A 26,405-nucleotide genomic window follows, 5' to 3' on the forward strand; every position below is an offset into this window, starting at 1 on the left:
GTCACTCGGTGATGTGTTGGTTAGCGAGGGGCTAGCCCGAACATGGAGCGGCAGGCGGGAGCCCTGGTGCTGAACGTCAGCGAATTCAGCCGCACGGGCATAATCGCCTGCCAGCTCAACCTTCATCTATACGCTTAGGCGCTTATGACGACCTCAAGCCTGTGTTCGCCGCCAATCCGAAAGCCATCGTGTTTTCGGTGGGGGCAGCACCAACATCATTAACGGGATGAACAATGATCGTGACACCGCTCTCACCAGCCGCCGCCGCTTTCCGTAACCGCGTTGAGGACGAAGCGGCCTTTCTCACGACGTGCGAAGGGGGCGACCCTGGCTCGCCCGAGAATCGGTCAATCTGGTTGCTGGGAATCGAACCTGGCTGGTCCCTCGCCGACGAAGCCGCCGATACTGAGACGGAAGGTGAGCGAGCAGCAAAGTTGGAGGCCTACGCCGTCGAACTACAACTTGAATGGCTCTTCAATCGCAATGCTTTCAAGCTGCTCTGCGCGTTGGAAGGTGGGGATCCGGAGGATTTCCGCGCATTTGCGCAGCGTGCCCGTCCTTTCGAGCGCGGTTCGACTGGATATTTCAAAGCAAATCTCTTCCCTGAACCTTGCAACAAGGTCGGGGAGTGGGACGCACATTCGGCTGCAAAGACCGGCTTCACCCGCAAGGATGACTACCGCGCGTGGTTGCGGGAAAATCGCTTCCGCGTGATGAAAAGTTGGATTGAACGCTGCCGACCCTGCTTGGTCATTGGCACTGGCCTGACCCACATTGCAGATTTCCTTGAGATCACCGGTACAACCGGGACTCCGACAGTCCACACCATCACGGTGAACGGTCATGCGAAGAGATTACATGTCGCAACAAACGGGATGGTTCCCGTCGCCGTAATTCCTCACCTGAGCGGGGGACCCCACAGCCTGAACAGCAATGAAGCGATCAGACTGATTGCAGAGCAAATAAGAAGCGAAATCGGGGTTGAAAGTCCTGCTTAGGCATCACGCGGGTTCAATATGATCCACGGCGAGCAGATCGAACCCATCTCTTGTGCCGACCACTTTGACCCGCGTGCCCAGAAGATGCTTGTGCCGCTTCAGGATGTCCAAGCGCCATTCTCCACCGTCAGGCACACGCAGGATTGGATAAAGACCATTTTCAAGCAAAATGCCGGTCAGCTCGTGACGGGTTGGCCGATGCATGACGCTTTGTGCTCCCGATGCTCAGGTCAAGAATCGGATCACAGCGTGATTTTCCGCTCAGAGAACCGCTGGACCGAATGACGGCCTATTTTCCAAGGCCCCCCAGATGACCAAACGCCTTAATCTGGGCGTTTCGACCTGCGGAGTATGCCGCCCCCATTGAAAAAAGACTCCGCTCGACTGTGAAAAGCGGAGCCAGTCTGAGGAAATGCTTGTCGCGTGCGCAATGAAGAAAGGGGCGTTCGTTAGAACACCCCTTCCTGTTCATGCGGTTACGCGATCAGTAACGCCAGGAAATGCCCAGCGAAAGCTTGTTGTTGTCCACGCGGATGCCGTTAGTATCCAGATCGCGGTTGAGGCCAGCGCTGCCATAATCTTCGATCAGATATTCAACGCGGATCGACGCCTGCGCGCCGACGCGCGTTTCCAGGCCTGCGCCGTAGACCAGGGCGTCCTGCATCGTCTTCGTGCCGTAGGTATCGACGCCGTCAAAAACCGTGGTCTTGAACTTGGTCGACTGCCAGCCGCCGCGCGCATAAACAGCGGTGCTGTCGGCAATCATCGCACCCAGGCGCGCGCTCAGACCGAACGATTCGCGGGCCTTGACCTTGCCGCTGATGCTGTCCGTTCCGTCATCGAGCTTCGCCGAAATGCTGGCACCCGAGAAATTGGCGTTCGCTTCCACGCCGAAGAAGACGTTGTTCGACAGGGCATAGTCATAGCCGACATAAACGCCGCCACCGATGCCGTTGCCGCTCAGACCGTCGAGGTCGAGCGTGCCGATGCCGATGTCGGTGCCTTCGGCCTTCACTTCATACGCGTCGCGGCTGATCTGCGCGCCGATGAACGGACCGGAAAAGGTTTCTGCATGGGCGGAAGTAGCTCCGGCGACGATCGCCAGAAGCGTCAAAGAAATTTTCTTCATAGTTCCCCTGAATTGGTTCGCGGTGATTTTTGTTTCGGTTGCGACCCGATGCGGCGGGTAGTCGAGCAAGCAGATCAGGTCAAGCTCACAGCGATAGTTTCGGCAAAACTGTTGATTGATTACAACAGGTAAGCTTGCACGCGACATGTGAGACTCACACGATGTTCGCCCTTGAAATTCTAGATCGAAGGCGGCTCGCTGCTGAACAACGGCTGCGGAAAAAGTGACCCGGCCGGATGGCCGGGTCAGGTAAAGGAAACTAAAGTTCCCTTCGGGTCGCAGGGGACTGCTGGCTGAATTATGCCATTTTGCCTATCCGGGTTTTTCCCGGTGCTGCTCACCGGATGGATCGATCGCGGCTCGGTGCCTGACGCAGCAGGTGCATTTGGCCGATGATTGCAATGGCTTGATCTGCTCAATGTCTCCTCAGGGAATTTCCCTGCTTCACGACCTTCAACGAACTCGGCAAGGCAACCGCATGATGATCCCTTCAGGCCAGGCACGATATGATGGCACGCGGGCGCCAATGGCTGATTTGTTACTGTTGCTAGCCTACGGCTTCGGCTTCTGGCTGACACTGGGGCTGGCAGCCTATTGGGGCGGTAGAGGTTTTTATTCCGTCTGGTTCCCGGCTGCGGGCCTCCGTCTCGCCCTGCTATGGCACGCCGGGCCGCGCCTTACGCCAGCAATCGCCGCCGTGGAAATCGTGGTCAATTTGATCATGGGGCGTTTCAATGCGGGCTCGCCCGACCTGGCGATGACGCTGTGGGGCATCTTGCGGCCAGTTCTGGCGTACGGTGGTGTGGTAGCTGTCATCCGCTGGCTATCCACCGGCAGAAGAGCGGGCGTCATGGCTCCTCCGATGCCCTTCGGACTTGCCGCCGTTGCCGCACCTGGGGTCGCAGCGTTCAGCGCTCTGCCAGAAGCACTGCTGCGGCCAGACCGAACGGCAGTTGAAAGCGTTCAGGATATCATGATCTCGCTCACGGCTTTTGCTGTCGGCGACCTGTTGGGCGTGCTGATCATCGCGCCGCCGCTCCTCTGGGTGGCCGAAACGATCAGCCAGCGCCGAAGCGGCATGATTGCGGCTTTCCGCGAATGCGCGATTCGCGGGAGTGCAACGCTGGAGGCTGCGCTCCTCCTATCAGGCGGAATAGCCACGACCTGGCTGCTCAACCGAATTGGACTGGGGTCCCAGCCAATGCCCCTCATCCTGGCGGTCGCGTGGATCGGCTTGCGTTCTGGGCGCTTTCCTGTGTGGGTTGCTTTGACAATCGTTAGCCTTCTTATCCTGCCGGAGACAGCAGGCGCGTTCAGCACAATTGATCGGCTGCACCTGCATCTTGACCTCGCGACCGTCGTGGTGGTCGGCTATCTTGCGGGCAGCTATTGCGACGCCCAGAAGCAGGCCCGCACGGACATCGAGCGGCGCGACCGGCTGCTCTTCCAGGCCGAGCGACTGAAGACCCTGCGTGCGATGTCGGTGGCAGTTATCCATGAGATCAGCCAGCCGCTATCGACCTTGGCGATCGAGGCAAAACATCTTCACGAGATCACGGACGGGGCCGGCGACGAAATCCTGCGGAGCGCTGCACTGGTGGATCGCAAGGCCGCGACATTATCCAACCTTGTGCGCCGCCTGCGACGGTTCGGCGGGGCGGCGGTGGACGAGCCGAGCGCGCTGCCGGTTTCGGCGCTGATCGAAAGCGTGGCCGCAATTGCAACTCCGGAAGCCAGCGATCAGGGTGCGTTGCTCAAGATTGGCCCGATCAATCCAGATCTTGTCGTGTTTGCGCAGGAGGTGGAACTGAGCCAGGCGCTGATGAACCTCCTGCGCAATGCCATCCACGCGGCGAAGGATGGACAGGTCGAACTGACCGGCGAGAAGGAAGGAAAAAGTGTGCGGATCATAGTCACGAACCGCGTTGGAACCAGCCATCGCGCCAAGGCAGGCATGGGGGTCGGCGCTCTGGTTGCGCAGGCCATAGTGGAAGCGCATGGCGGGCATTTGGAAAAGGCGAAGGTTCATGACGGCGTGGCCCACGCTTCAATCATCCTGCCGCTTGCCGGAGACGATGCATGAACACAGACGATCCCAAGGTCTACGTGGTGGATGATGACGCCGATCTGTGTGCCACCGTGGCGCGGTTGCTCTGTCGGCATGGCTTTAACGCGCAGTCTTTCCCGGACCCGGTCCGGCTTCTCGATATTTATGCACCGGCGCCTGCAGCCTGCATCGTCACCGACGTGATGATGGATGATCTCGATGGCTTCGGCTTTGCCGACCGGGTCCGAGTCATAGATCCGGCAGTCGCGATCATTTTCATGACGGCATGGCCGACGACCGCAAATGCCGTCGATTCGGTGCGTCGCCATGGAGGGATTGATTACCTTGAGAAGCCGCTTGATGAAGCGCGGCTGCTTGCCGCGGTCAGTGAAGGTGTGGATTGGTCGGTCCGGAAAAGACAGCAGCTCGCCCGCACCGCCACATTGTCACCGCGCGAAAGAGAAGTGTTCGACCTGCTCGTGCAGGGTCATAGCAACAAGGTCATCGCTGCCAAGCTGGAGCTCAGCCCTAAAACGGTTGAGGATCACCGGGCGTCGATCATTTCCAAAACGGGCGCTAACGGGTTGGCCCAACTGATCGCTCTGGCATCGCCGGACTAATTTTCATGGACCCACCCGCACGCTTCGGGCTTAGGCCGCGGACCTGGACGCCATTCTCATTAAAGCGCCGCTGGTGGAACGAGCTCATGCTAACCCTGACCCAATTCTACAAAGCCGGACGGCAGCGCCATGACGACCGAAATCAAGGAAGACGATATCGCGCGCCTCGTCGGGGCCTTTATTAGCGGTCCGACAAAGATCCGCTGCTGGGGCCGATCTTCAATGACCAAATTGGCGTTCACCGGGCAAGCCTTAGATGGCAGGTCCCGCTAGGACCTTCCGGCCGCATCGACTAGATTGAGATGTTCGCTACTGGCTGCACGAACGAAGTAGTCTGACAAGAGCAGTCATTCGGGCTGCTTCCGGCCGCTGGGCGGGAGCATCCGAAGTTGCGGATGTGATACGCCTGTATCCGATCGCCCCATCTGGCGATTGTCACCTGTCGACATCGTCGAAGACCGATCGCTTCGTAGCCGCAGGTTCGGGCGGGGACAGCTCTTCCTTCTTCTGCGTGACGATATGGGTCCAGTCCGTGTCGCCTTCGTTCTCCTCGTCGCGCTCCCGCTTGCGTTCTTCGAGTCCGCCGACCGCCCGCTTCACCTGATCCCGCGCGTCGTCGAGGAAGCCAACCGCATCGTCATCCAGCTCGACGCCCATCTCCTCGATGCGCTCGAGTGCACCGAGCAATTTCTTAAAGTGGCTGTCGGGCTCTTCGTCCAAATCGGCATCTCCGGCGATCTCGTCGATCTTCTCCTCAAGAGCAGGCAGCAGATTGGTTCGCAGCGCCAAGCCTAATCCAATGAGACGAAGCGGCGATATGAGTGCGAGCATCCCACTCTCGGCAAAGAACGACATATCGAGGTCTGAGAGCGCTGCGGATCCGAGGCTCCTGGCGGCCTCGCGCCGCAAGCCATCCGGGAGCAGACCGAATTGATGGGCGCGGGCGTAGGTATGAAACCGAGGGTCATTGGCGAGGGGATCGGTCTGCCAGCAGTAGCGTCTGAGTAGCTCCGGAAACTGTCCGACCAATTTGACGAAAACCGCGTCGTTCGCCCTGTAGGATAGGAAGTGAAACAGCATCCAAGTTCGATGATTTTCGTCCGGCGTGTGGCTGAGACGCGCTACCAGCGCTTCGTCCAGCGTGGACGGAATCACCAAGGCATCCCGAATGAGCGGCGATCCTTCGCAGGTAAAGCTGCCGAGGATCGTATCGATTGGTGCGCCGCGGATGAGTGCGGCCATCATGTGAGGTTTTTGCCGCAAAATCTCTGTCAGAGCATCCGAGATGGTCGGATGCGCGAAGGTCCATTTGGCGCCGGACAGCTTGAGAAAGGATCCCTTCAATTCGGCGAAGCAATCTTGGATTTTGGCCAGGGTGAAACCGGTCAAGTCCGAAACCGCCTGCGCTGCCGCAGCATCATGATCGCTGGGATTGAAGCCGGCTTGATGGACGTAGACGAGGTAGAGCGCGGCCTGGAGTCGCTCGTCCAGTGCGCTGACCGTGTCGATAAGGTGCTCGGTCGGCTCCTCCATGAAGCGGACGAGCGAACTTTCGCGCGGTGCCAGTCCCTTGGTAAAGTTCGGGTCGCCAAGCCGCTCGGCGATTCCGGGCAGGAACTCGTCGACGGCGGCAACGGCGGCTAGATGCGGCTTGACGTTCGAACGCCAGCTTTGGCTCTGCTCGCCGAAGTTGATGTGGTTATAGAGGATTTGTGCCTTCTCTTCGAAGGTCAGTTCACCGACGTCGACCACGGCGCTGCCATCAGCGAATTGCGCTAGATTACGCTGACCCAGTCGGTGCCGAGCTGCTTCGTAAATATGCTTGCGCGATGTCAGCAGGAAGCGGTTGCCGTGCGTGATCGCCGCGCGCAGCTTCGAAAACGCCGATGCCCAATCCTGTACGTAGTCGTCGCGCAGCACGTTCGAGCCAAAAGCGTCATCAATCCAGAAGAAGCGGCCGGGATCGTTGGGATTCCAGCCAGCCTCAAAATCACGTGGACTGGTCAGCGCGAGCACGGTGTTGTCGGGATTTTCCGACGCGATCGTTGAAACGATCGCACCGATCGCCGATTTGCCGCTTGCAGGATTACCGAGCAGAAGCACCACGCCGTGGTTCGAGATGGCGTTTACGGCGTCGCGATGCGCCTGAGTTGGCACATAGGTACGAAGTTTCGGAATCCAGCTGTCGAGCAGCGCGCGACTCTGCTCGCTGAGCCGTTCATCGACGATTGCGGTCAAATCCCCTAGACCGTAAACCTGCGGGACGAGGGCGCGCAGGCGTGCGCTGCTCTTGATGACCCGAACGATGTATTGGCGGCCCAGGATATGCGGCTTGCGAACGCCGAACTCGCACAGTTTGGCGCGCATGGCGCCCGCCACCGGCGCATCCACGCTCATGTTGGTCATGAAGACGTATGTGTCTGCCTGGCCCCCTTTGACGAGTTCCTCGACGTTACCAATTTCAGCGGAGAGGTCGCTGACCTTCAACGCTTTGCCGGCGTCCGACGTGTGCTTGCACTGGATCGTGCCGATGGGCTGCTCGTCTTTTGGCGAGGGAATGAGAAAGACCGCGTCCTGACCGCCGTCCTGCGCCTCTCGGAATATTTCGACAGGACGCCCCAAGACCACTTCGCAGACTTGCGAGCATAGGTCTTGAAAGGCGCGCCAACCGATCGTGTGAAGCGCGAGATCGCTCCAGGGGCCATGCGCGCGACGTGGGTCGCGTTCCGCAGTTTCAATTTGACCGTGCACGGTTCTCACACCCTCACCTTGCCCCTGTGAAGAAATAGGTCGGCATTCCCCAGTTTTTCCTCATCAATAACGGAGCGCTCCAACCTCGCTTTCCTTACCCGACAAGCGGCTTTAACTCGAATTGTGTCTCGCATTTATTGTGAGCGCAGACCGGCTTACTAAGGCCGAATGGCCTCTGATACTTTGTTCGACCGCACACGCATTCGAACTGCCTCCGGAACACCCTAAATTCATCCCAACGCGTCTTCTCGTCGCCGATCGAACCGTCGCCATAGGGGGCGTCCTGAAAATGGCTGCCGAAATTCTCAATATCGCCCTTCACCAAGCTGGCGATGAAGCGATTGTTGACGCCGGGTACGTCGGCCGGCGTCAATTTAATGTCGCTAAGAAAGCCGCCGATCGCAGTGGCCAATTCGGATCGTTCGTAGGAATAGGCCTTTTCGAGCTGACGAATGCGGACGTTGACGCCGAAGCCTCGAGCGATGCCGAGCAGCCATTCCTCCTCGGCCTGACGCATCTCGTTGGCAGCGGATTCACCCTTGTCCCAGCGATCGGCGATCATCTCGTCTGTCACCTTATGGTCGGCGAAGCGCGGGCCGTATGCCGGGTCCAGCCCGATGATGCGCGTGAACTGCCAGTCCTTCGCGGCGAGCTGATCCTTCAAGTGATTGAAGAACCGCTCGTCATGGGTGACGAGGATGATCTGGCAATCGGTGAACATCTTGGCGAGCAGCCCACCGATCGCGCGGCGATGGTCGGCGTCATAGGAGGTAACGACATCGTCGAGCGCGATCACCGGGGCGGCGCTGTTGAACTTCTTGATCGCCGCGAGGCGCAGCGCCAGCGCCACCGAATGAATCTGGGAGTCACTCAGATAGCCGCCCGGCGCAACGCCCTGACGATTGTCGGCGAAGTCGATGACCAGCTGCATGCGCTGCTGATTGGTATCGTCCTCGCTGGGCAGCTCGAGCCGGATCGGCCTGGCCTTGTCGCCCTGGATTTCCTTATAGATGTCGTTCATCGGCGCCTGGAGGGTGTCGAGCAGCGACTGGACCTTCTCGCGAATCTTACCCGAGACGAGCGTGGCCTGAGTGCCGAGCGCCTCGTGCAGCGCGGTGAGTTCCTCGGTCGTTCGTGTCGCCAGCGCCACATCCGTCTGGAGCTTCAGAAGCCGGTCGATGCTTGCCTGGGCCTTCACCCAAGTATGTTCGCCCTGTTTGTCCTCGATGTCGGCGATGTCCTGGTCGAGACCGGTAAGGCACGCCTCCAGCTCGGCGGTGATCGCGGCGGACGCAGGGGCGGCGGCGGCCGGCCACGCGGCAGCCCCGGCCTGATACGCCATGAGTGCTGCCCTTAAGCCGTCGGGATCATCCTCGGACAGATGATCGATCATCGCGGGAAGCCGCGCGATCAACTGGTTGTGCGCTTTCGTGGCGGCCTTGTCGGCGTCGTCAAGCGCGGTTTTGGCGTCGTTGTAGCTCTGCAGATCGTCGAGATGGGTCTTCAGCAGATCGCGGATCGCGGGGACGCTTCCGGCGGCGGTATCGCCGATCGCCGTCGCGCAGACCGGACATTCGCCCGGGGCCGCTGCATCGTCGGCGAACAGTGTCTCGGCCTCCTTCCACACCGACCGGAAGACCGTGCCCGCCGCCTTGTCGCGCTCATCGACTTCGGAAGCCGTAGCATCGGCCAGCACCGCCAGCGCTTCGTCGAATGCGGCAATGGCGCCCGAATATTCGGGGTCGCTGCCGTCCTCAGGCACGGTTTTACGCCACAGCGCGATAACCGAGTTGCGGACCTGTCGCAGCCCGGCAAGGCCGACGCCCTTTTCCTCGGCCGCGACACGTTTTCCGATATCGACATAGCCAGCGTCCGCGGCATCGAGCGCCGCCATCGTCAGCGCGGGGTCGAGCGGCGCAATGACGTTCCTGTTGACGAAGTCGAGCACGGCAGCGTCGTTCCACGCCTGCACGGCCTGGTCGGTCTCGGTGCGCAGCTGCCCGGCGAGACGTACCTGTTCGCTCGTGCTCTCGGCAGCGGCCTTGACCTCGCGGCGCAGCAGCCGGAGATTCTTCTGGACCTCGACCAGCGGCGAGAGCTGCAGCCAGCTCACCACGTTGCTGTAGCGGGTCTCCGCCTTATGCTCCTCGACGAAGGTGCGCAGCGTATAGCCGCGGATGATCGGCGCGACAACGAACCCAGCCTTCATTGCGGTGGCCGCTGCATGGATCGGACGCGGATTGCCGACCGCCGTGCGGCTTCCCGCGGTGGTGGCCGTGCCGGTGATGGTCGTGAACTTGACAACTGGCGCGATCCCCGCCGCGTGCGCGCCATTATGCACCAGCGCGGACGGGCCGGCCGAGTTATTGAGCGCACGTTGCCCGAGCCGATCTAGCGTGCCATGTTCGGAGAAGAGGAATTCGAGCGCATCGATGATACTCGACTTTCCGAGGCCGTTGGGCGCGAAGACCGCGAGGCTCGGCTTCTTGCTGAAATCGAAGGTCTTGGGCTGGAGATAGGCGCGAAAGCCTTCGAGCGTCAGCGTTTGGAACAGCGTTGGATCAGCCATCGGCCTGTTCCCCGGCCGGGGCCGCGCGCTCGGCGGCCAGCGTCAGGATCGCCGCCTTGGCATTGGCGATGACATTGTCGTGCGGCGTGACGGTCAGCAGATGATTCGTCAGGATCGCGGCCAAATCGGCATCCACATCATCGGAGGCCTTGAGCGCAGCGGCGACGCCGCTCAGAAACGCTTCTGGCGTTTCCACCACATCCGTTTCCGGCGCGGCAAGGGCCGCGAGCATGTCGAGCACCACCGTCTCCTCTGGTGCTGCTGTCTCGTCCTCGTCCACCAATTCCCCCTCCTGCTCACCCGCGAATCAAGCACGACACCACCGTGCCGCCTCTCCACCCTAGCAGGAAGACTAGCTAATTTGGGGCGGAGCGAAAGCGATTGGTCTCCGCAGCAATCCGGTCAGGTAGGAAGAAACTGAACGAAGGGCCGCTAGGCGCTTCTGATACCCACGTCCGGATAGTCCGAACGGTCCATGAGGCAGGACCTGAGAGAAGGGGCTTAAACGGATCCACAAATGACCGGTTTCCGCATAATCGGACGTTCCCAATTGCGACGCCAATCGGCAGGTATATCCCAAGTCGAGCCGGTCAGGGGCTGTTATGCGGCCTGAATACAAGCCGTGAAATCACCGGCGTCGCAACGCGCTGCTGGCCCTCGGGACCAACAGGCGCGATCATCAGCGAACCCCTGTCGTTGAAGCAAAGAAACGCTTAGTTGTGCAAGAACACCATTCGGCTGATCTCGAATGGCCGAAGGGGTTGGATCAAATTCAGCGCTTCATTAAAGCCTAATTGAATCAGTCCCCGGTCACTATCGCAGGACCAGAACACATTTCGGTATTCGCGATGCTGAACCTGAATCTTCAGCCGGTTCTTGTCGCTATGCAAACGACCATCTTCGCCATCGTCCTTGATCTCCACCAAGGCGATACCATCGCGGCTTGTCCTGCCTTTAATGCCCACGGCGAAGTCTGGAAAGAATCGCGCGCCCGTCGGCAGCATCATGCGCGTAGCCCAAAGTTCGTTCTCGGGATTGCGCAGCCACCACAGCACCGTGCCGGATGTATCGGCATCCAGCATTTCGGCAAAGGCACGCTCAGGTTTGTTCATTCTGCTGGGGAACACGCCATGCGATGCTTTCCGCGCAACGGTCAGGTCGGCGAAATCGAAGATCGTGTCGGGAATTGGGATCGTGTCGTCCAGCCGCGCACGCTTGCCCTGTTCGACCTTGATCGCAGCCATCAGCGCATCTGGCTCACGCATGACGGCAAGCTGGATCGTGCGACGTAAGTCCTGATCGGTGAACGAATAGCCACCATCTTCGGCCCGGACACGTAGCGCAGCGATCAAGGCCCGTTCAAGGTGACGCGGATCAATCGAATCGTTCAGCTGGAAGGCTGCTTGAGCCCGTTCGGCGACGCGCCCGTTCGAAATCTTCAGGCTGAGTGAAACTTCCCGTTCTTCGCCGTCAATGAACAGGTCGCGTAAGCTCATGGAAGCGCGACTCAGGGTCTGGCCCAGCTTACCAACTAGGGCCGATTGGTCGCAAAATGCGTTGGCAACATCGCGTAGGAAAACCGGGTCGCTCAGTTGATGATAATCCAGCGGGTGCTCTTGCCAGAGCGCCGCGGGCAATCCCAGATCGCGGTTTAGCCGATAGGCGGTCTGCTTTGTCGGTTTGGGTGGCGCACTGGGTCCGGCATGTTCGGGCAAGTTGCCGAACAAGGGGGTCTGGCTGGCCAGCCGCGCTGTTTCTCCGGCAACGATGGCGCGGTCCACCACGTCCGGTGTCATTTCCCGGACGTGTGCATCGATCACGCCTTCGTCGATCAACATGTCCAGTCGGTTTTGCCGCTCCGCGTCATCGACTGGTGGCGGCGGAACATAGGCGCTCAGCCGGTGCGCATCAGACAGCAGCAAGGGTTGCGAGGGCGGAGCCGCGCCATATTCAACCACGTCCAGCTGATCGGACAGCACAGTCAGGCTTTGGCGAACCGCCTTCAGTTCATCGACGGCAGAACTTAGCCCGGCTTGCATGTCCGGGTCGGTTAGGAAGACATAGCCCTTGTCCAGCAAGGCGTCCTGCCCATGCAGCGGCCGCACCAGCGGATGCACGCGCATGATACGCCCGACAATCTGCAAGCCAAAGCCGGTGCCGCGATTGGGCCGGACGGAAACCAGCGTCCAGGCGCGCGGCGCGTCAAATCCTGTGGCCACCGCAACCTTGAAGATCAGGATTTGCTTGGAATGGTCATAGGCCATCATGTGGAAATCGGCGTCCGGCTGGCCAGACGTGTGCACGGCGATCAGATTTTCCCGCACGCCCTGAATTTCCAGCAGTTTCGCCTTGACGCGGGCCACCGGGTCTTCCCCGCCCCTGGCCTGATCTTCCACCTGCACCAGCATCAGGGGAACAACGCCGATGTCCTTGTCTTCCAGCCGTGCGCAAATCTGGCGGTGCTGGGTCCAGCCAGCGGTCAGCGTGGCCTGTTCGAAATCGATCAGGGCTTCGTCGCCAGGGTTCATCCGCAGATAGCCCAGCATCAGACCCCATTTGTTGAGGCCCGCCCGGACAACGCGGTCGCGGTCGATCACCACTCGGCTTTGGACCTCCACGCCCGCAGCCTTTTCAAAGGCCACCAGCTTTTCGTCATTTGGGGTGGCCGTGGCCAGCAGCGTGAAATCTGGCTGCAACACGTTGAGATAGAACGAAGCCGCCGCCCCGGCGGATACCCCGAAGTTGAGGTGCGCTTCGTCGATCACCACGCCAATGGCCACGCCCTCGGCGCGAAGCGTTGCCAGCATGTCATCCAGCGAAAGCGCATCTTCGCGCGTCCGGCGGACCCGCTTGGCGTCCTTGTTGTTGGCGGCAACCGCGCCCCATGTTTGGACGAACACGTCGCCATCGCGCACGCCTTGTGCCGAACGGTCTGCGGTCAGATCGCGCAGGCGGATGCCGGGGCACTGTTCGGCCAGGCTGTCCAGCGTCTGGATGACAAGCCCGGAGTAGGGGGCGAACCAGAACCACACGCACTTCATCGGTAGCTTGCCGATCATGCCTTCGATGGTGCGCCCCAGCATCAGCGTCTTACCGGACCCGGTCGGCGCTTGCAGCAGCATCGAGCCGCTTTTCAGGGCGATCTCGCGGCGATGCGCGGGGCGCGTATCAATATGCTCCGCCACGCGACTGATCGTCGCGCCAAGGGCATTGATGGCTTCGTCCTGAAAATCCGCCAGACTGTGCAGGGCTGCCGCGCCGGTCACTGCTGGAACCTCTTGACCAGCGTTTCACGAACTGGGCGGATTTCGAAATCGACCGGACCCAGTGCGGTCTTCAACTGGCCCGGCGTCCAGCTATAGACAAAGGCGTTGGCGCGGGCGGCGGCGAGGGCCTTCAGCCGGGCAATCAGCGCGTCGTCAGTGCGGTCTGCCAGCATCAGCGTCAAGTCGTCGTACGTATGTTCGTTCCACGCGCGGCTGGCGTCATAGCGGGTCAGTGGTAGGCCATGCATGGCTTCCAGCGCGGTCCACGCCTCTGCTGGGTCCAGTTCAGCATTCAGCGCATCGAAATCGATCTCCCGCGTGCGCAGATAGGCAAATTCGGCGGAGAGATCGGCATATTTGCCGCTGCCCGCCGCATTCAGCCGCCGGATGCGTTCGGCGGTCACATCGCGGCACAGGTTTTTGTCCGGCTCGCTGGCGGTCGCTTCGGTGGACGATACCATGATGAACCGGCGCCCGCCCGCATCGCTGGCGTTCACTTCCATGACAGCCTGCGCCGTGGTGGCAGACCCGGCGAAGAAATCCAACACGAGGTCGCTTTCACTGGTCGATTGGCGCACCAGTTCGCGGATCAGTGAAACCGGCTTGGCATAGTTGAACGCCTTTCCCCCAAACACGTCCTTGATGGCTTTGGCCGCTTCAATGTTGGTCCCCGCAATGATCTCGTTGCCCTCAGGGTCCGGGATGGTATCCTGTTCAAAGTTCGGAGTTATCCAACTAGACAAGGGTTGAGTAGGCGTTTTCAACTCCCGCTTGTAACGTTTGAGTGACGGCGTGCCGAAGCCAACCTTTTTCCCAACCCAGAAGTTCAGGTCCGGCAAATCGGGGCGCAAGAACGGAGCATTGCCGCTGCCGGGAACATCCTTTGCGGCGATTGCCTCGTCCAGCTCCTCTCGTGTGTTCCACACCTTTACCCGCTGATCCGTCGGAAAGTAGATATAACCATCGGCAATGAAATCCTCCATGAACCGGGTCTTTATCTTCGACTTAGGACCATATCTGGACGCATATCTCCAGACCGAATCAGGATTACATGGGAACCAAACTTCTGAATCTGGATCGCAAAGCGGGTAATAGGAATTACTGCGTTCGGACATATTTTTCGGCTGAGTTAGGTCGCCGCCCGTGCGAAACCAATCAGACTTTTTTTCATCCCAATGACGGTAAAGCTCGAAAGACTTCTCAGTCCCGCCAAACCGAAATTCCGATTTCCCATAAACCAATACGTGTTCGTGATTGTCGGAGAGAAAAGCGCCCTTGGTATCGTTCCCGCCCACGCGAGTCCGCCAAACAAAGGTGCCCAGCCGCATGCCCGGCAAGGCTTCGTCCATCAGCAGTTCCAGCTTGGCGCGGTTCTCGTCGTTGATTGAAACCAGGATCACGCCATCATTGGCCAGCAGATCACGCGCCAGCGTCAGGCGGCTATAAAGAAATTCAAGCCAGGTGGAGTGGCGATACCGGTCATTCGGGTCGATATAGTGATCGTTATAGACCCAATCCTTGTTGCCGGTGTTGTAGGGCGGATCGATGTAGATGCACTTCACCCGGCTCGCGTAGGTCATGCGTAGCCAGCGCAGCGCGTCAAAATTGTCCCCCTCGATCACCAAATTGCGCCATGGCTCGGCCCCGTCGGAGAGCGTCGGATCGATGGTGCAGGCGATAAAATTGGCATCGATGGCCGCATCCGCTTCGATCTCATCGCGTTCCCACACCAACCCTAGCTTCTTTTCAGCGTCCTTCTTGCGCAGCAGGCTTACCAGTTGGGCTTTAGAAAGCGTTTCGTAATGATCGGTCAACTGACCTTACCCCCATGACAATATGGGCTGAACGTCTAGCGGCGATGGCCCCCGCCCGGCAAGGTGCCAATGTCTGGCGCGACCGACCGTATCTTCCCGCGCTCTCCGCATGCGGAGCTATCTCAAGTCGCCGATTTGTAGTTCGAAAGCCGTGTTTCCTCATTAATCGTTATTATTCATATTTCATGGCCTCGCGGTCTCCCGATAAATCCTTTTCATCCAGATGTGGCGAAATTCGCACTGTTCGGCGGGGAGCGCTAGATGAACACTATTTTAGGCATTCAACAGCATCGTTGCCGATCATCGTTGGTTTTCCGGGATTCCTAAGTTGTCCTCGATCAGATTGGCCCGCGAATTTGCGGTATAAGAACAAAAACATTTTTTCAGGATGTCGATAATTCCAATGAAATCAGCCCATTTATTGCATTCTTCAATTGATTATCTGTTGAAAATTGATATTTCGGGACGGGTGACATCAAGGCGCCCGATAAATAGGCTTTATCATCCAACCGATGACCGGCGTCCGATTTAAAAAGGCTTTTTTATTTATCGGGACGATGGAAAAGCCCATTTCCACCACTGTTACGTGAAACACAGCTAAATTACAGGCGCAATACCGCTAACGTGTGGCTAAGCACACTCGTTAGCTTTCAGGCGCAATACCGCTAAGGTGGGCTTAACCGCCCTCATTAGCTTTTAGCCGCGCTGCCATTAAGGTTACGCGTTTCGTAACCTTAGCTTTGTCATCGCAGCGCGCGCGTCGCGACGATGACAAATGCGGCTGCCGATTCAGCAGCAGCCGTCGCCGGCTTCGCGGCTCAGGGCGGTTCGTGCAACGAACCTTGGGTTGCGCCATCCCTTCGGTCGGCGCTGAAACCGCTGAAGTGAAGCGGCACGACTTTCGTGCCTGTAGCAGAGGTCGCCTGTCTTCGGCAGTCAACCTCAACACCTTTGGCGCTTCCTGTGATCGAGTTGATGAAGGGGGAAAAGGTTTCTCTTCGGCTCGGTCGATCCAAACAGGAGACATCGACCATGACGAAACTGAATATTGCAGGCGACAGCGCTGCTGGGCCTGAACCATCGCCGCCAGGCGGGGACTGGGACATCAGGATCCTACGCCGGGTCGGACGGCTTGAGGATCTTCCTTTGGCAAAGGATCCGGTCACGCCGATCCGGCAGGTGGCGGTGGTGGACGTGGAGACCACCGGCATTGATCCGCTGCTCCACCAGGTTATCGACATCGCCTATGTCGTGCTGGCGGTCGATGCCCGCGGTGAGATTGTCGACGTAGTGCGTAAGGGCCAGTCGCTCTGCGACCCTGGCATGCCGATCCCGCCCCGCATCACCATGCTGACGGGCCTTACCGATGAGCATGTCAAGGGAACGGCAATCGATCTGGATGCGCTCCAGCAGATTTTCGCGACCGTAGACGTGTTCATTGCACAAAATTGTGCGTTCGATGCGGGCTTCCTGCGGCAGCTTCTGCCCTCCACCAAGGATGCCGCCTGGGCCTGCAGTTTGCGCGACTTTGACTGGCTGAAGGATGCAGGTCTGGATGGCCGGGCTTTGGGCCACCTGCTGATGCAGATCGGCTTCTTCAATGACGGACACCGCGCACTCAACGATGTGATCAGCCTCATCCATCTGCTGGCCTGGCGTCTGCCAAGCGATCAGACGGTGTTGGGCGCGTTACTGGCCAACGCCGAACGGGAAACTGTGCGGCTGGAGGCGACCGGCGCTGGATTTGGCAAGCGCTCGCTGCTCAAGGCGCGCGGCTATCGCTGGGATGTTGCCGCCAAGGTCTGGTGGATCGAAGTGACCTATGGCGAGCTGGACGAAGAGCGTCTCTGGCTGCAGCGTGAGATCACGCCCTTTGGCCCCTATCCACGCATCCGCCCCATTACATGGCATCAGCGTCACCGCTGAATGCTGAGGAGCGTGCGGCCTCGGCGGCACGCTCAATTCCCAACAGATGAAAAGAAGAATGAGCCCCACGGCAGAGTGGAAAAATGGCTCCAGCCCCAGGCTGAACCTTCAAAGGAACTGAAATGACTATCACGAACATCACATTGCAAAACCATATGCTCTCGATCCGGGCGGAGATGGGCTACCCCCTCACTGCTCCGGCTTGCCACACCCTGTCATGGTCGTCGGGAGGGCCGGTCGATATCCAGGTCGGCATGGACCTTGCCCGGCTGGCCCAGATCAGGAGCCGCGACGTGATCTACGGCGCCTGGCATGCGCTCGAGCATGAGCGGCCGAGCGAGTATGTGCTGGTTCTGCGGCAGGCCCACACTGTCGACATCATCCGCAATTGCAGCTTCTATGCTGCCAGCGAGACAGCTCCGCTCATCCTGATGTGCGAGGCGCGGGACGAGCATTTTGTGCTGAACGACCGGCTTTTTCTTGAACGCCGGTCAGGGATGCCGGGGCGTCGGCTGGAACTTGGCAAGCGCCGCGCGGCGGAACGGATCATCCACTCGCCGCATGCCCGTCTCGATGAAATGCTCGACGGCGGCGGCATCATGCCGCGCGGGGGCGCGTATATGCCCACCTATGCCCAACCGTCGGAGACGGTGGTGATCCAGTTCAGCTGATTTTCGGGTCGACGGCGCTGCCCCGTCGGCTGCCTTTCCCAATCAAGATATTTCAGGAGCAATTTTCATGCATAATACACAAGCCCTCCAGCCCAAGCCCCGCAGCTGGGTGATCATCGATATCGAAAGCGCCGTCACCGATGAAAGCGGCCACCGCCGTTATATGGCTATGGAACGCTGGGTGCCGACGCCCGGCAAGCCGTCGCGCCGCAGCTATGAACGGAGCGCGGATCCACTTCAGACTCCTCGCTGGGCATTTCAGACCATCATGGCGGCAGCCATCATGATCCTGATCGAACATGATGATGGCAATGTTGATGTTGCCAGCTTCACCACGCTGAGCGCGCCAGAGCTGGACGAGAAGGGCGTCATGATGGGTATCATCGACGCGCTGGCCACTGCGCCAGACGGAGCGGAACTCTGTTCATGGGCAGGAATGCTCCATGATGTTCCGTTGATGTCCATGGCCTGTAAGCGCCACGGCCTGACCTATCCCGCAGGATGGCGCTGGCTGGGGTTTGGCGGCAACGACCCAGTCAGGCACCTTGATTTGGCACGTACCACGACAGGTGGCTTCAAGATGAAGCCGATCCATCTGGCCGAAGTTCTCGCGTCGCTCGACATTCCAGCCAAGATCACCGTTCCTGCCTATGCGGTTGCTCCGCTGATCAACCAGAAGCGATGGGATCTTGTGCGAAGCGTGGTGGAGAATGACGTGATCAGCACCGCTTTGCTCCTGGCTCATTGGCGCAAGCTTCATGATCCGCGGACGGAACTGCATGTCGTCAAGGACCGCATCCTGCGCCGGGTTGAGGAGATGCGCCCTGACGCGCTCTACCTTCCAGAGCTCAGCGCCTATCGGGCACGGCAATTCAGAACGCGGCAGCAAGAAGCGGAGGCGAGCATAAGTGCCATGGCTCCTTGGTTGAAGGACGCCGCCTAACCAAAGTGTTAGCTGCCTAAAGCTGACAGCGGGCTGGCAAAGAGGGGTGGGAAAAATTGTCCCACCCCTTTTCGCCTTCGACCTGCATGCGCCGACGGGTCGAACGAAAGGAGTCTGGCCTGGCCCTGTAATAGCGGGAGACGATCATCTTCGAAACTCTCAGAGTGAGAAAGCCTCACTCAGTGCCTCTGGTGACTGATCGATCGACACCACCCGGCGGACCCGGTTCGATCCAGACACGCCGGGCAGGACAATGCCGTGATACCAGCCATTCCTTCCCAAATTTCGGTCCGGGCCCGGCGACGGCAAGTCAACCAGCAGCAATCCCAATGCGCGCTTTTCCATTTCAGACATCGGCAAACCGGTCCGTTCACAATAACGCCGAACAAATCTGTCGAAAATGATGCGGTCCTTTTGGCCTTCGATCCCATCAACCATCATCATCTCCGGGCTTCTTGGCATGGCGATTTCCCTGATCGTCGAAACTTCAGGCAGCTTCATCTGCAATGCCTCCATGTCCGCGTCTGTAGAGGGATCGGCCTCCTCAATGCGGTAACCCAACGCTGTCAGATTCAGGTAGTCCCATCGGTTTTTCGGGGTGGGCTTGGGCGCATCAAAAGCTGGCACACTGCCGTATCCGGCTCCACGTACACCGTCGTCATGCTCGGCCTTGTGATCGAAAGACGGATATCCTGATTTAGGCTCATCTCGCTGCCCTTCGTCCCCACCGCTGTCACCATTCAACGATGAAACGTCAAATTCGGGAAACGGAAACGGGTCCATTGGCACATCAGCGAGCGCCTCCATTGCCTCATCTTCACTCACGTCTTTGATCAATGCAATTACAGCGGCCAGCTTTTTCTTCGACATCTTCCTCACATCCGCATCCACAACACCAGCTGCACTTAATCGAATGGCGAACTCCTCTATCCCAAGTGTAAACCGACGCAATTCGTCCGCAGCGCGTCGGCGCGCGGCATGAGATATGGAGCGAAGCTCTTCGCCGATCACCACATGCTCGACCAGGTGCGCCAGAAGCGCTGCAATCACGCGCTCATTGGAATAAGACTGCAGCTCACAGCGATGAATGACTTTTCCCGGGACTTCATCATCCGCCCAGCTCCGGAGGGATGCGAAGGAACCCCCTGCCGCCCGTTCCGTAGCGGATAGGGACTCAGCATCTTTCCTGATCCCTTCGAGCCGCTCCGTGATTTTTCGGGAAATTTCGTTCAGCTTCGCTTCTAGTCCAGTTGCTTGAATAAGATCCTGGGTCGTCGCGCCTTTATCAAAGACTATTTTTCCGATAGCGGACGGGTCAAATACGACTGCCATATTCGCCAAAATTTCTTCACGTTTTGTCGGTCTTCCTCGGGTTCTTCGAGTTGCCGCACGTTTTGTTGTCTTCTTTTCGTTACTTCCGTCCATGTTCGTCAGTCTCCTTCAATATCAGCAAAATCATTGTCGCCAGAGGCAATGATGCACTGCTTATGCTGTTAGGTATTCTGTTTTAGGATCGTAGGTATGAAACGCCAAGCGACTTTAATACTCGGAAATTTGGTTTTAAATGCAATGCAAGTATTCAGCAAAATACCTTCATCGATACTAAGGCAGATTGCCAACGGGAGCATTTTAGACAATGGGTTCATCAGTGGCAGCAGATCTCTGCTTGGAACGCTAACTGGCTGCCAATCCGCGCGTCAGCTTCGCCTTATGTACTCAGCACCCAAGCGCGCGGTCTTATTGGGTCCTTTGAAAGTCAATGAGCTAAGCCATAAGCGCGGAATTTGGTAGTGTGGCCAGCGCGCCGGACATTATCCGCAGGGCATGAGCATCGGTCGTCTCAAGGACCATTTGATTTAGCTTGACGGCGAAAACTTACGCTCTGAAAATGCACCTTGCAAATCGGACAAATCGTTGACCGATGGGTACAAAAGATGGGTACAGAGGCAACCTTCTGCGAGTGGTGAAATGACGGATTTCCGCCGTTTTTTCGCCGTGTGGACCCCTCCCGTAGGGGTCACCAGCACCGCTCATCCGGTTCATTCGTCAACGGTTCGCGGCGATATAGGCATCAACCCGCGCGGCTGTCTCCTGCGGGACATGCAGGCCCAGTTTGGATCGCCGGAAAAGCACATCTTCGGCGGATCGCGCCCATTCCACGGATAGCAGATAATCCAGTTCCGCGACCCTAAGCCCGCCGCCCATATCTTCGCCAAGGTCCTCAACACTTTGCGCCTGCCCCAGCAGCCGCTTCGCCCGCGTGCCATAAGCGCGCGCAAGCCGGAACAGGAGCGCGCGGGGGAGGCCCGGATAGCCGCCATAAAGCCCCTCGACAAAGCGGGCGAAGTCGGCATCCGGCATATCTCCCCCCGGCAGTGCAGCACCCGCCGTCCACGCGGCTCCAGCCTGGGGGAAAAACGGAGCCAACCGTGTCATCGCCTGCTCCGCCAGCCTGCGATAGGTGGTAATCTTGCCGCCGAACACGCTCAATATCTGCGCGCTGCCGTCCTCTGTATCGACATCCAGCACATAATCGCGCGTCACCGCCGACGCATTCCCTTCATTGTCGTCATAGAGCGGGCGGATACCGGCATAGCTCCACACCAGATCGGCCTTGCCAAGCTGCCGCCTGAAATAGCGGTTCGCGCCGTCCAGCAAATAGTCCGTTTCCCTTTCGCTGATAGAGGCGGCTCCCGCCTCCCCTTCCCACGGTTCTTCGGTCGTGCCCAAAAGGGTGAAGCGCCCCTCATAGGGTATGGCGAACATGATCCGCCGATCGGGGTTTTGAAGAAAATAGGCGTGATCGCCCTCATACAGACGCGGCACGACGATATGGCTCCCTTTGACCAGCCGCACGCGCCGTTCGCTCCGCGCTCCTGCGGCTCGGCCAATCACGTCGGCCACCCATGGCCCCGCCGCATTCACCAGCGCGCGCGCACGAACGTCGCGCACGCCGCCCGCATCCGAAATCGTCGCGATCCAGACCCCGTCCTCGCGCCGCGCGGTCAGGAAGCGCGTATGCGTGCACAGTTGCGCGCCACGCTCCGCAGCGTCGAGCGCGTTCAGCACGACAAGGCGGCTGTCCTCCACCCAGCAGTCTGAATAGACGAACCCCCGCCCTTTCCTGTTCGCCAACGCCGCGCCCAGAGGGGAGCGGCCAAGCGCAATCGTCTGGGTCGCGGGCAGCCTCTTCCGCCCGCCAATATGGTCGTAAAGGAACAGGCCGATCCGCAGCAGCCACGCGGGCCTGAGAGACTGCGTCTGCGGAATGACGAAGCGCAGCGGCCAGATGATGTGGGGCGCCATCGCCCACAGCCGTTCGCGCTCCGCCAGCGCCTCCCGCACCAGCCTGAACTCACCATATTCCAGGTAGCGCAGGCCCCCATGGATCAGCTTGGTGGAAGCGGACGAAGTATGCGACGCAAGGTCATGCTGCTCCACCAGCATGACCTTCAGGCCCCGGCCAGCAGCATCGCGCGCTATGCCTGCGCCATTGATCCCGCCTCCAACGATCAGCAGGTCACAGTCATCCACGCTCTGACGCCCCTCCCCAACCAATTGATCGATCGGGGTTTACGCGAAAAGAAAAGCAGCCGAAAGTAGCCCCCTGCACAACATCGGGCAGGTCAGTGACGGAGGGGCGCGTGCGGGCCAAGCACATCCTGGCGATCGACCAGGGAACAACATCCACCCGCAGCATCCTGTTCGACGCCGATGCCCGCCGCGTCAGCATGGCGCAGTCGGAATTCGAGCAACATTATCCCGCTGCGGGCTGGGTAGAACATGATCCTGAACAGATTTGGCGCGACACCGTCGCCACGGCCCGCGAAGCCATGGCGCAGGCACCGAGCGGGGTAGCAAGCGTGGCCGCCATCGGTATCGCCAACCAGCGCGAAACCACGGTCATCTGGGACCGCAAGACCGGCCAGCCGATCCATCGCGCCATCGTCTGGCAGGATCGGCGGACCAGCGATATTTGCGCCCGACTAAAAGCCGATGGTGCCGAAGACGAGGTGCGAGCGCGTACCGGGCTGCTCCTCGACCCATATTTTTCCGGCACCAAGGCCGCCTGGATTTTGGATCGTGTGGCCGGCGCGCGGACCAGCGCCGAACGCGGAGAGCTTGCCTTTGGAACCATCGACAGCTTCCTGCTCTGGCGGCTGACGGGCGGGGCCGTGCACGCCACCGACGTCACCAACGCATCGCGCACGCTGCTCTGGAACATCCGGGACCAATGCTGGGACGAAGACATGTGCCGCCTGCTGCGGGTCCCTGCCGCGATCCTGCCCACGGTGCATGACAATGCGCATGTCTATGGCGCGACCACGCCCGACCTGTTCGGCAGGGCGATTCCGATCACTGGCATTGCGGGGGATCAGCAGGCGGCGCTGTTCGGCCAGGCCTGCTTTTCACCCGGATCGATCAAATCGACCTATGGCACCGGCTGTTTCGCGCTACTGAACACCGGGCCACAGGCCATCACGTCGCACCACCGGCTGCTCACCACCCCCGCCTACCGGCTGGACGGACGCACCAGCTATGCGCTGGAAGGGTCGATCTTCGTCGCGGGCGCGGCGGTAAAGTGGCTGCGCGACGGCATCGGGGTCATCACCCATGCCAGCCAAACCAACGACTTGGCGACACAGGTCGCCGACAGCCATGGCGTCTATATGGTGCCAGCCTTCGTTGGCTTGGGCGCGCCCCATTGGGACCCGGATGCGCGCGGCGCCATTTACGGCCTGACCCTGGGCGCGACGCAGGCCCACCTCGCCCGCGCCGCGCTGGAGGCTGTCGGATATCAGACCATGGACCTGCTGAACGCCATGACGGCGGATTCAGGCGTGCGCCCAGCAGTGATGCGGGTAGATGGCGGCATGGCCGCGAACGACTGGCTATGCGGATTTCTGGCCGACCTGCTGGAACTGCCAGTCGAACGTCCATCGGACCTGGAAAGCACGGCGCGCGGCGCGGCTTTCCTTGCCGGGCTGGCGGCGGGGGTCTGGTCGGGTCTGCCAGAGATTGAAAGGCTCTGGTCAAGCGGCGACCGCTTCGAACCATCCATGACGGATGAACAGCGCGCACCGCTGGTGGCGGGGTGGCGCGATGCCCTGCGCCGGACCATGTTGCCCAGAATGTCGTGATTCCGCTTGGCTTCGCACGCATGTTCGGGGAATAGGCGGGATGGCCAGAACACCGAAAACAGGGTCTATCCCATCCACGCCGGGCAAGGGACCGTTTGCAAACATCGCCCGCAACACGGGCTGGCTGCTGGGCAGCAAAGGCCTGGGCGCGGTGCTCAGCCTTTTCTATCTGGCCATCACCACCCGGACGCTGGGCCCTGAAGGCTTCGGCATATTCAGCCTGGTGATCGCCGTGGCGCAGTTCATCGCGCGCATCATCACCTTCGACAGCTGGCAGGCCGTGGTGAAATATGGCCAGGCCCCTTTGCGAGACGGCAAACGGGACATGTTGAGCCTGCTGATCGGATCGACCCTGACCATCGACGTACTTAGCGCGGTGGCAGGGCTGGGAGTCGCGGCGCTGCTGGCCTTTGGACTGGGGCCATATCTGGGATGGCAGCCGGACATCGCCTGGCTGGGCTTTGGCTATGCGGCGGTGGTGCTGCTGGCGCTGCGGTCAACGGCTGTCGGCATACTCCGCTTGCTGGATCGTTTCGCGGCGGCGGCGCTGGCCGAAAGCATGATGCCGATCGTGCGGATGGCGGGTGCGGTGACCGCATGGTGGCTGATGCCGACGCCGCTGGGATTCCTGATGGCATGGGCAACGTCTGAAATCATCGTGTCCACCGCTTACTGGATCCTCGCCTACCGGCACGGACGCAACCATGTCGGCCGCATCCGCTTTGTCTGGCCGCGCCGGGCGCAGGCGCATTTTCCGGGCATCCTGCCATTCCTGATGGCCAGCAACATCAACCTCAGCCTGGTGACGTTGATCAACAGCCTGCCGATTTTCATATTGGGCATGTTCGTCGGCGCGGCGGAGGCGGGCTATTACCGGCTCGCGGCCCAGCTCGGCAATGCCATGACCACATTTTCCCAGCTGATGTCGCGCGCCATCTTTTCCGAAACCACCCGCAGCCATGTGCGCGAAGCGGGAGCAAACCGCCATGGCGAGTTGCGCCAGCTGCTACGCAAGATCAGCGCTTTCACGGTCCTGAGCGCCACCATTATCGTGCTGGCGCTTTTCGTGCTGGGCGAATGGCTGCTGGTTACGATGTCTGGACCGGCCTATCTGCCTGCCTACCCGCTGCTGCTGCTGCTGGGCGGCGCGGCGGCAATTGAAATGGCGGGGGTTAGCTTTGACCCCCTGTTGATGACCATCGACCGCCAAAGGCTGACGGTCATGGTCCGCGTGATAGAGGTCGTCATACTCGCCGCCTGCCTGGCAATTCTGCTGCCGCCCATGGGCGCATCCGGTGCCGCGTCATCGGTGCTGATCGCCACTATGGCGGGCTTCCTGCTACGGGCTGTGGCAGTGCGCGTTCACCTGCGATGAAGCGTTAGCCTTTAAGCTGCGCGAACATCCGATGATGCGCGGCCAGCGCCTCGTCCACCGCATAGGCGCGAACGGCCTGCCGCGCCAGGTCGGGGTCCGCCGGTCGGGACAATGTCCAGTCAATCGCCGCCGCGAATGCCGCCACATTGCCGACCGGGACCATCGGGTGCTGCCCCGCATCGGCGACGATTTCCCGCAAATTGGGCGTGCAGTCGGTAATGACCAGCTGGCATCCACAAGCCAGAGCTTCAATCGCCGTGGCGGTCAATCCTTCCCAGCGGGAAGATTGGAGCAGCAGTTCCGAACTGCGATACAACTCCGCCAGTTGGGCAGGATCGCCAACGAACCCCAGAAACTCGACCCGGTCAGCAATCCCCAATTCCCGGCATTGCTGCTGAAGCGCGGCCAGCAACGGTCCCTGCCCGGCCACCCGCAACCGCCAATCATGCCCGTCAATCCGGGCAAGCGCCGCCAGCATCGTGCCGTGATCCTTTTGCGGAGCCAGACGACCGACCGCCAGCAACTCACGCCGTGGGCCGGACCGCGCCCGCGCCCGCCGCTCTCCGGCCTGCCACAGGACAGGCGTCACCGTTGGTCGCGGCAACAGCGCGATCTTCCGGCGGATCGCCCCGCATTCGCCCGCCAGCAGGTCGGCGTCGGCGCGGCCCATGACGGTCGTCCTGCAACTCAGCCAGGCCGTAAGCTGGAACCGCTTGCGACGCAGCCATGCGGATGGCCCTCGCGTTCCGGGACGCACGATCGGGTTGGAAATGCGGCCCACCGCGCGCGCGCGCGTTCCCAAAGCCGCGCAGGCGACCAGCAGGTTGCTCTGATTGCCCGGTGAAAATATGATGTCGGGGCGATGACGCCGCAGCATCGCGCGCAGGATTGGCAACTGCGTCAGCATCGCCACCCCCCGCACGGTGGATGCTGCCGCCACCCGCCGGACCACGACACCCGGATCGATCATTCCCGCCAGCGGACCTTCCGTACGGGCCATCCACAATTCCGTCCGAACGCCCTGCCCGGCCAGATAATTGGCCAGTAAAATTGCGACCCGGTCCAGCCCGCCGTCGCTGGGTTCATACAGGTAGATCGCAACGGAAAGGGGTGAATTCAAAAGTCGCGGCTCCCGAACAGATTAGGCAGCATTCC

At 60.2% G+C, this 26,405-nt stretch carries 18 protein-coding genes; 8 read left to right on the top strand and 10 right to left on the bottom strand.

The features are described from left to right. The first annotated feature begins 233 nt into the window (after positions 1–233). On the top strand, positions 234–998 hold the full coding sequence (locus tag FHS54_RS09610) for a hypothetical protein (protein WP_167303631.1): 765 nt from the start codon (positions 234–236) through the stop codon (positions 996–998). 3 nt (positions 999–1,001) lie between these two features. Here the strand turns inward: FHS54_RS09610 and FHS54_RS09615 are convergent, their stop codons facing one another. Together FHS54_RS09615 and FHS54_RS09620 are read right to left on the bottom strand one after the other, a co-directional pair. Next, a complete protein-coding gene (locus FHS54_RS09615) occupies positions 1,002–1,202 on the bottom strand; it encodes a DUF5818 domain-containing protein (protein ID WP_084677778.1) in 201 nt (66 codons plus the stop codon). A 280-nt stretch (positions 1,203–1,482) separates the two neighbouring features. Further along, the gene (locus FHS54_RS09620; RefSeq protein ID WP_243855723.1) at positions 1,483–2,274 is read right to left on the bottom strand and encodes an outer membrane protein; all 792 of its coding nucleotides are present in this window, start codon (positions 2,272–2,274) and stop codon (positions 1,483–1,485) included. 331 nt (positions 2,275–2,605) lie between these two features. On the opposite strand from FHS54_RS09620, the gene FHS54_RS09625 reads away from it, so the two are divergent. After that, complete coding sequence (locus tag FHS54_RS09625; protein ID WP_243855724.1) at positions 2,606–4,210, top strand: MASE1 domain-containing protein; 1,605 nt, start codon at positions 2,606–2,608, stop codon at positions 4,208–4,210. Next, positions 4,207–4,794 (top strand): response regulator transcription factor, encoded by a 588-nt coding sequence (locus FHS54_RS09630; RefSeq protein WP_167303632.1) that lies wholly within the window; start codon positions 4,207–4,209, stop codon positions 4,792–4,794. The genes FHS54_RS09625 and FHS54_RS09630 overlap by 4 nt, the downstream gene beginning before the upstream one ends. A gap of 435 nt (positions 4,795–5,229) precedes the next feature. On the opposite strand, the gene FHS54_RS09635 is transcribed toward FHS54_RS09630, so the two are convergent. From FHS54_RS09635 to FHS54_RS09655, 5 genes are all read right to left on the bottom strand, one after another. Beyond that, the gene (locus tag FHS54_RS09635; protein ID WP_341785961.1) at positions 5,230–7,554 is read right to left on the bottom strand and encodes an nSTAND3 domain-containing NTPase; all 2,325 of its coding nucleotides are present in this window, start codon (positions 7,552–7,554) and stop codon (positions 5,230–5,232) included. 85 nt (positions 7,555–7,639) lie between these two features. After that, on the bottom strand, positions 7,640–10,114 hold the full coding sequence (locus FHS54_RS09640) for an AAA family ATPase (protein ID WP_167303633.1): 2,475 nt from the start codon (positions 10,112–10,114) through the stop codon (positions 7,640–7,642). Continuing rightward, complete coding sequence (locus tag FHS54_RS09645; RefSeq protein ID WP_167303634.1) at positions 10,107–10,397, bottom strand: hypothetical protein; 291 nt, start codon at positions 10,395–10,397, stop codon at positions 10,107–10,109. The genes FHS54_RS09640 and FHS54_RS09645 overlap by 8 nt, the downstream gene beginning before the upstream one ends. A 430-nt stretch (positions 10,398–10,827) precedes the next feature. Next, positions 10,828–13,380 carry a DEAD/DEAH box helicase gene (locus tag FHS54_RS09650; protein WP_167303635.1) on the bottom strand — a complete coding sequence of 851 codons (2,553 nt, stop codon included), beginning with the start codon at positions 13,378–13,380 and terminating at the stop codon, positions 10,828–10,830. Then, complete coding sequence (locus FHS54_RS09655) at positions 13,377–15,194, bottom strand: site-specific DNA-methyltransferase (RefSeq protein WP_167303636.1); 1,818 nt, start codon at positions 15,192–15,194, stop codon at positions 13,377–13,379. The genes FHS54_RS09650 and FHS54_RS09655 overlap by 4 nt, the downstream gene beginning before the upstream one ends. A gap of 1,032 nt (positions 15,195–16,226) precedes the next feature. Between FHS54_RS09655 and FHS54_RS09660 the strand changes: the two genes are divergently transcribed. The 3 genes from FHS54_RS09660 to FHS54_RS09670 all read left to right on the top strand — a co-directional run bounded on the left by FHS54_RS09660 (position 16,227) and on the right by FHS54_RS09670 (position 18,734). Next, the gene (locus FHS54_RS09660; RefSeq protein WP_167303637.1) at positions 16,227–17,120 is read left to right on the top strand and encodes a 3'-5' exonuclease; all 894 of its coding nucleotides are present in this window, start codon (positions 16,227–16,229) and stop codon (positions 17,118–17,120) included. A gap of 122 nt (positions 17,121–17,242) precedes the next feature. After that, positions 17,243–17,791 (top strand): hypothetical protein, encoded by a 549-nt coding sequence (locus FHS54_RS09665; RefSeq protein WP_167303638.1) that lies wholly within the window; start codon positions 17,243–17,245, stop codon positions 17,789–17,791. A gap of 67 nt (positions 17,792–17,858) precedes the next feature. Then, the gene (locus FHS54_RS09670) at positions 17,859–18,734 is read left to right on the top strand and encodes a 3'-5' exonuclease family protein (RefSeq protein ID WP_167303639.1); all 876 of its coding nucleotides are present in this window, start codon (positions 17,859–17,861) and stop codon (positions 18,732–18,734) included. Between the two features lie 159 nt (positions 18,735–18,893). Here FHS54_RS09670 and FHS54_RS09675 read toward each other — a convergent pair whose 3' ends face one another. Together FHS54_RS09675 and FHS54_RS09680 are read right to left on the bottom strand one after the other, a co-directional pair. Next, entirely contained in the window at positions 18,894–20,159 is a 1,266-nt protein-coding gene (locus FHS54_RS09675; protein WP_167303640.1) for a hypothetical protein, read from the bottom strand. A gap of 621 nt (positions 20,160–20,780) precedes the next feature. Next, positions 20,781–22,268 carry a glycerol-3-phosphate dehydrogenase gene (locus tag FHS54_RS09680; protein WP_341785962.1) on the bottom strand — a complete coding sequence of 496 codons (1,488 nt, stop codon included), beginning with the start codon at positions 22,266–22,268 and terminating at the stop codon, positions 20,781–20,783. Positions 22,269–22,378: 110 nt separating this feature from the next. On the opposite strand from FHS54_RS09680, the gene glpK reads away from it, so the two are divergent. Together glpK and FHS54_RS09690 are read left to right on the top strand one after the other, a co-directional pair. After that, positions 22,379–23,875, top strand: coding sequence for a glycerol kinase GlpK (gene glpK, locus FHS54_RS09685; protein ID WP_167303642.1), 1,497 nt, complete (start codon positions 22,379–22,381; stop codon positions 23,873–23,875). 40 nt (positions 23,876–23,915) lie between these two features. Further along, the gene (locus FHS54_RS09690; protein ID WP_167303643.1) at positions 23,916–25,250 is read left to right on the top strand and encodes a lipopolysaccharide biosynthesis protein; all 1,335 of its coding nucleotides are present in this window, start codon (positions 23,916–23,918) and stop codon (positions 25,248–25,250) included. A gap of 4 nt (positions 25,251–25,254) precedes the next feature. On the opposite strand, the gene FHS54_RS09695 is transcribed toward FHS54_RS09690, so the two are convergent. Beyond that, positions 25,255–26,370: a glycosyltransferase gene (locus FHS54_RS09695; protein WP_167303644.1), complete on the bottom strand. Its 1,116-nt coding sequence runs from the start codon at positions 26,368–26,370 to the stop codon at positions 25,255–25,257. Positions 26,371–26,405: the final 35 nt, after the last annotated feature.

Origin of the sequence: Sphingobium vermicomposti (assembly GCF_011762025.1) — a bacterium.
Lineage (GTDB): Bacteria > Pseudomonadota > Alphaproteobacteria > Sphingomonadales > Sphingomonadaceae > Sphingobium > Sphingobium vermicomposti.